Source organism: Sporosarcina sp. P20a, from assembly GCF_002743175.1.
GTDB lineage: Bacteria > Bacillota > Bacilli > Bacillales_A > Planococcaceae > Sporosarcina.
Genome location: NZ_PDYT01000024.1, coordinates 42,003 through 48,345 on the forward strand (window position 1 = coordinate 42,003; position 6,343 = coordinate 48,345).

The 6,343-nt window shown below is 42.4% G+C and carries 3 protein-coding genes; all 3 read left to right on the forward strand.

The genetic code is table 11. The features are described 5' to 3' along the window. Nucleotides 1-57: 57 nt before the first annotated feature. Nucleotides 58-2,040 carry an excinuclease ABC subunit UvrB gene (uvrB, locus tag CSV72_RS14480; RefSeq protein WP_099635590.1) on the forward strand — a complete coding sequence of 661 codons (1,983 nt, stop codon included), beginning with the start codon at nucleotides 58-60 and terminating at the stop codon, nucleotides 2,038-2,040. A 7-nt stretch (nucleotides 2,041-2,047) separates the two neighbouring features. Next, complete coding sequence (gene uvrA / locus CSV72_RS14485) at nucleotides 2,048-4,915, forward strand: excinuclease ABC subunit UvrA (protein WP_099678935.1); 2,868 nt, start codon at nucleotides 2,048-2,050, stop codon at nucleotides 4,913-4,915. An 80-nt stretch (nucleotides 4,916-4,995) separates the two neighbouring features. Further along, the gene (locus CSV72_RS14490) at nucleotides 4,996-6,087 is read left to right on the forward strand and encodes a DUF4097 family beta strand repeat-containing protein (RefSeq protein WP_099678936.1); all 1,092 of its coding nucleotides are present in this window, start codon (nucleotides 4,996-4,998) and stop codon (nucleotides 6,085-6,087) included. The last annotated feature ends 256 nt before the right edge of the window (nucleotides 6,088-6,343 follow it).

The following is a 6,343-nucleotide window of genomic DNA, read 5'->3' on the forward strand; positions in this document are numbered from 1 at the left end:
AAACACTGGTTGTGGTAAAATAGAAGGACAGGTGTTTAAGAAGAGGAGTGGAACCATTTGAACGAAACATTTCAATTGCAGGCACCATATACGCCACAAGGAGATCAGCCAAAAGCGATCGACAGCCTTGTTAACGGTATTAAAGAAGGCAAGAAGCATCAAACGTTACTGGGTGCAACGGGGACAGGTAAAACATTCACGGTTTCCAATGTGCTGACAGAAATTAATAAACCTACACTGGTCATTGCCCACAATAAAACGTTGGCTGGCCAATTATATAGCGAGTTCAAAGAGTTTTTTCCAGATAATGCGGTAGAATACTTCGTCAGCTTCTACGATTTTTATCAACCAGAAGCATATGTTCCACAGACGGATACATTCATTGAAAAGGATTCATCGATCAATGATGAAATCGATAAACTTCGCCACTCCGCAACGAGTGCATTATTCGAACGGAACGACGTCTTGATTGTAGCATCCGTGTCATGTATTTACGGTCTAGGTTCGCCAGAAGAATATAATGACATGGTTTTTTCATTACGCAAAGGAATGGAAATACCGCGTAATCAACTATTGCGCACGCTAGTGGACATTCAGTATGAGCGCAATGATATCAATTTCACGCGTGGTACATTCCGTGTCAGAGGCGATGTAGTCGAAGTCTTTCCGGTAGCTCGTGACGAGCGTTGTATACGTCTTGAGTTTTTTGGAGATGAAATCGAACGGATTCGGGAAGTGGATGCCTTAACAGGAGAAGTCATCGGCGATCGTGATCATGTGGCTATTTTCCCAGGATCCCACTTCGTTACCCGCGAAGAGAAGTTACTTAAAGCGATTGAAAATATTGAAATCGAGTTAGAAGAACAGCTTAAATACTTACGCGATAATGATAAATTATTAGAAGCGCAGCGGCTAGAACAACGGACGCGTTATGATCTAGAAATGATGCGGGAGATGGGCTTTTGTTCTGGAATCGAGAACTATTCTAGACATTTGACGTTGCGTGAAGCCGGGGCAACTCCATATACGTTGCTGGATTATTTCCCTGACGACTTTTTGATTGTAGTAGATGAAAGTCACGTCTCCTTGCCGCAGATTCGTGGAATGTACAACGGGGACCAGGCACGTAAAAAAGTATTGGTGGAACATGGTTTCCGCTTACCATCGGCATTGGACAACCGTCCATTGATGTTTGAAGAATTTGAAAAGCATGTTCGGCAGGCAATGTATATTTCAGCCACGCCAGGTCCTTATGAGATTGAGCATACAGACGAAATGGTAGAACAGATTATACGTCCTACAGGATTACTTGATCCAATCATTGAAGTGCGTCCTATTGAAGGACAAATTGACGATTTATTGGATGAAATACATCTTCGAATCGAGCGAAATGAACGTGTATTAATAACAACTCTAACGAAAAAAATGTCAGAAGACTTGACGGATTATTTAAAAGATATCGGAATTAAAGTTCAGTACCTCCATTCTGACGTGAAGACTCTAGAACGGACAGAAATTATCCGTGAGTTGCGTGTCGGGACGTACGATGTATTAATCGGAATCAACTTACTGCGTGAAGGAATCGATATTCCCGAAGTTTCATTGGTCACGATTTTGGATGCGGATAAAGAAGGATTCTTGCGTTCGGAACGTGCGTTAATCCAGACAATTGGACGTGCAGCACGTAACTCAGAAGGACGCGTTATTATGTACGCGGATAAAATGACAGATTCCATGAAGAAAGCTATTGATGAAACGGAACGTCGTCGTGAAATTCAAAAAGCTTATAATGAAAAACATGGTGTAACACCAACGACCATCGTTAAGCCGATACGCGAATTGATCCGTGCCACTCAAGTGGCTGAAGAAACGGAATCGTATTTGCAAAAGGTGACGAATGGCAAGAAGCTTTCCAAAGACGAGAAAAGCATATTGCTAACCAAATTGGAAAAAGAAATGAAAGACGCAGCAAAAGCTTTAGACTTCGAAAGAGCTGCAGAGTTACGAGATACCGTATTAGAACTGAAAGCAGAAAGGTAGAGTCCGCATGAAAAATAAAGAACTTGTAATACAGGGAGCGAGAGCGAATAACCTAAAAGATATTACGGTGAAGATTCCACGCGACAAACTAGTGGTGCTTACGGGTTTATCGGGCTCAGGAAAGTCTTCACTAGCTTTTGATACGATTTACGCGGAAGGGCAGCGCCGCTATGTGGAATCATTATCTGCATATGCGCGTCAGTTCCTTGGACAAATGGATAAACCAGATGTGGATTCTATAGAAGGATTGTCGCCGGCTATTTCCATTGACCAGAAGACAACGAGTAAAAATCCACGGTCTACTGTAGGAACGGTGACGGAAATCTACGACTACTTGCGTTTACTTTATGCGAGAGTCGGGAAACCGCATTGTCCGTTTCATGGCATTGAAATCTCTACGCAGACGATTCAGCAGATGGTGGATCGTGTAATCCAGTTACCTGAGCGTACTCGAATTCAAATTTTGGCACCTATTATTTCAGAACGTAAAGGGACACATGCAAAATTATTTGAAGATATTAAAAGACAAGGGTATGTACGCGTACGAGTAAATGGTGAGACGATTGATTTAGACGATAATATCGATTTGGATAAAAATAAAAAGCATACAATTGAAATCGTCATTGACCGAATCGTCATGAAAGAAGGCGTGGAAACACGTCTAAGTGACTCATTGGAATCTGCGTTACGATTAGCAGACGGTAATGTTCTTGTCGATGTAATCGGTGAAGAAGAACTGTTTTTCAGTGAACATCACGCATGTCCTATTTGTGGGTTTTCTATTGGCGAACTAGAACCGCGTATGTTTTCATTTAACAGTCCGTTCGGTGCATGTCCTGAATGTGATGGACTTGGCATGAAACTCGAAGTGGATCCTGATTTAGTCATTCCAAATAGTGACCTAACCTTAAAAGAACACGCTATTGCCCCTTGGGAGCCAACGAGTTCGCATTATTATCCAGAACTTCTGAAGACGATTGCTAAGCATTATAAGATTCCGATGGATGTACCTGTTAGTGAACTAGCTGACTCAGATATTGAAAAATTGATGCTAGGATCGAAAAAAGAGAAGATTCGTTTCCGCTATACTAATGAATTTGGAAACACCCGCGATAGCGATATTTATTTCGAAGGTGTTTTGCGCAACGTCGAACGTCGTTATCATGAGACATCGTCAGACTATATACGTGAGCAGATGGGTAAATATATGACGGAGAAGTCATGTCCTACTTGTACAGGCTACCGCCTGAAGCCTGAATCACTTTCGGTATTAGTGAACGGTGAGCATATTGGGAAAATCACGGAACGCTCGATTGTTGAAACGACGAAATTCTTTGACCAATTAATCCTTTCTGAGAAAGACACACAAATTGCAGATATGATCTTGAAAGAAATCCAAGAACGTTTAGGCTTCTTAGTGAACGTCGGCCTCGATTATTTAAATTTATCCCGTTCAGCAGGAACATTATCAGGTGGAGAGGCACAGCGTATACGTCTGGCCACACAAATTGGATCTCGCTTGTCCGGTGTTCTGTATATTCTCGATGAACCTTCAATTGGACTTCATCAGCGAGATAATGATCGATTAATTGGCACGCTTCAAAGCATGCGAGATATTGGAAATACGTTAATTGTTGTAGAACATGACGAGGACACGATGATGGCTGCAGACTATTTAATTGATATCGGTCCTGGTGCTGGCGTGGCAGGTGGAGAAGTGGTAGCTGCAGGTACTCCTGCGAAAGTGATGAAAAACAAGAAGTCGCTGACCGGTCAATATTTGAGCGGGAAGAAATTCATTCCACTCCCAATTGAACGCAGGTCACGTGATGAGCGTAGCATTATCGTTAAAGGCGCCTCAGAGAATAACTTGAAGCATATTGATGCAGAATTCCCACTCGGTCAATTTCTCGCAGTTACAGGAGTTTCCGGCTCAGGTAAAAGTACGTTGGTCAATGATATTTTGCATAAAACATTGGCCCAAAAATTGAATCGATCCAAACAAAGACCTGGAAAATTCGATAGTATTAGTGGTGTGGAACATTTGGAGAAGATTATTGATATCGATCAATCACCAATCGGACGTACACCACGTTCCAACCCAGCTACGTATACAGGCGTCTTTGATGATATACGCGATGTTTTTGCGATGACGAATGAAGCGAAAGTTCGCGGCTATAAAAAAGGTCGCTTTAGTTTCAACGTCAAGGGAGGACGGTGTGAGGCATGCCGTGGAGATGGAATTATCAAAATTGAAATGCATTTCCTTCCAGATGTATACGTACCGTGCGAAGTATGTCACGGCAAACGTTATAACCGCGAAACACTTGAAGTGAAGTATAAAGGAAAGAATATTGCGGACGTACTGGAAATGACAGTAGAATATGCGGTGGTGTTTTTCGAGAATATCCCGAAAATTCATCGTAAGCTGCAGACGATAGTCGATGTAGGCTTAGGCTATGTACAATTAGGTCAACCAGCGACGACACTGTCAGGTGGAGAAGCCCAACGTGTGAAATTGGCTTCCGAACTGCATAAACGTTCCATGGGTAAATCATTTTATATTTTGGACGAGCCGACAACAGGTTTGCACGTACATGATATAGCCAAGTTACTTGAAGTTCTTCAACGTCTAGTTGATGGAGGTAACACAGTTCTCGTTATTGAGCATAATTTGGATGTCATTAAGACTGTCGATTATATTATCGATATCGGTCCGGAAGGTGGAGACAAAGGCGGAGAAATTGTTGCGACGGGTACACCGGAAGCGATAGCAGAAGTCAAAGAGTCCTACACGGGTAAATATTTGAAGACGATCCTAGAAAGAGATCGAAATCGGATGAAAGAACAAATAAAGAAAGTAGTAAAGAAATAGAAAATGAAACTTTTGTTCCGCAGAACCGTATAAATAGATAGCTACTGAAAAGATTGTTCAAAACAAGGAGGAATCTGGAAATGCAAAATGAACGCATACGAATACTAACGATGCTTGAAGAAGGTAAAATCACAGCTGATGAAGCATTGAAATTACTAGAAGCCATGGGTAAAGAATCTGAGCAAGGAACAGCAGAAGATAGCTCTTCAGCTGATGCTTTCTTCGAAGATATCCGCAAAGAATTCGTCTCAGCAGGTGACCGCTTCATGCAATTTATGGATACGGCAGTACACCGTGTGAAAGAATTCGATTTCGAAGCACCATTCAGCAAATCTGTTTCCTTTACACATACAGAAAGTAAATCCGTAGAAGATATTGAAGAAATCATCATCCATATCGATCATGGTACTGTGGAAATTCATCCTTCAGATAATGAGGAAATCACGGCGAAGTTCTCTGTAAAGCATTTCAATCATGATTCTGAAGCAGGCGCACTCAGCCAGTTCCTAGAAAAGTTATTGTTCGTAAAAGACGGCAATAAGTTGCGCATCGCAAGCGACTTGAAAATGCTGCAAGTCAACCTACATCTGTACGTACCGACTACAGCACCGTATAGTAAACTCTCTGTCCGTCTATTGAACGGCGGATGTTCTGTTGAAGGCGTGGACTTTAAAGATCTACGCATTAGAACGGCAAATGGTAAAATTGAATGCGCCGATATCAAATTTGATGAAGCGGAGCTGGAAACAGCAAACGGTATGGTACGTTTGTTGAAAGTTACTGGCGAAAAGCTAGAAGCCGAAACATTAAATGGTCGTGTCTATGTAGATGGCATGGTCAATGATGTAGACGCAAAATCCTTAAACGGAAATGTGACGTTGACCACTTCTTCTGCTGATGCAAAAAGATTAGAAGCGAAGTCAATCAGCGGTACGGTTGAAATTTACTTCCCATCTACTATAGGTGTTAAGGGAGAGATTACTTCCAACATGGGTAAGCTTGACTTGCAATTGAAAGACGTATCACGTGTGGAAGAACAAGAACAGTTCTTACACCGTACGATCCGCTTTAGCAAGAACGCTGAAGACTCAACGAAAGAGCCGTTGCACATCACGGGCGAGTCCAAGACAGGCACTGTCATGGTTCGCTATAACTCTGTCGATATGGTTTGATAGCATACGGAAACACCTGTACTGCCGTTTTTGGCGGTGCAGGTGTTTTTTGATTGTTTGAATGAAATGGGGGGATTTGCTTGTGCCGCTCAATAAATCGTGTAAGTGATCATTGTTGTTGCGTGACCGCTCTATGGGGAGTGATGTCCGCTCTATCGTTGTCCGTGAGCGCTCATACTTACGGGAAATGCGATCAATCATGCTGCTCACCCGCTCAATGCCCTGCATATGGAGGTCAATCGCCTGTGCCGCTCAA

Excerpts from the sequence above, each read along its gene's own strand:
- uvrA (WP_099678935.1), top strand. The coding sequence starts at position 2,048 with ATGAAAAATAAAGAACTTGTAATACAGGGAGCGAGAGCGAATAACCTA.
- CSV72_RS14490 (WP_099678936.1), top strand. The coding sequence starts at position 4,996 with ATGCAAAATGAACGCATACGAATACTAACGATGCTTGAAGAAGGTAAA.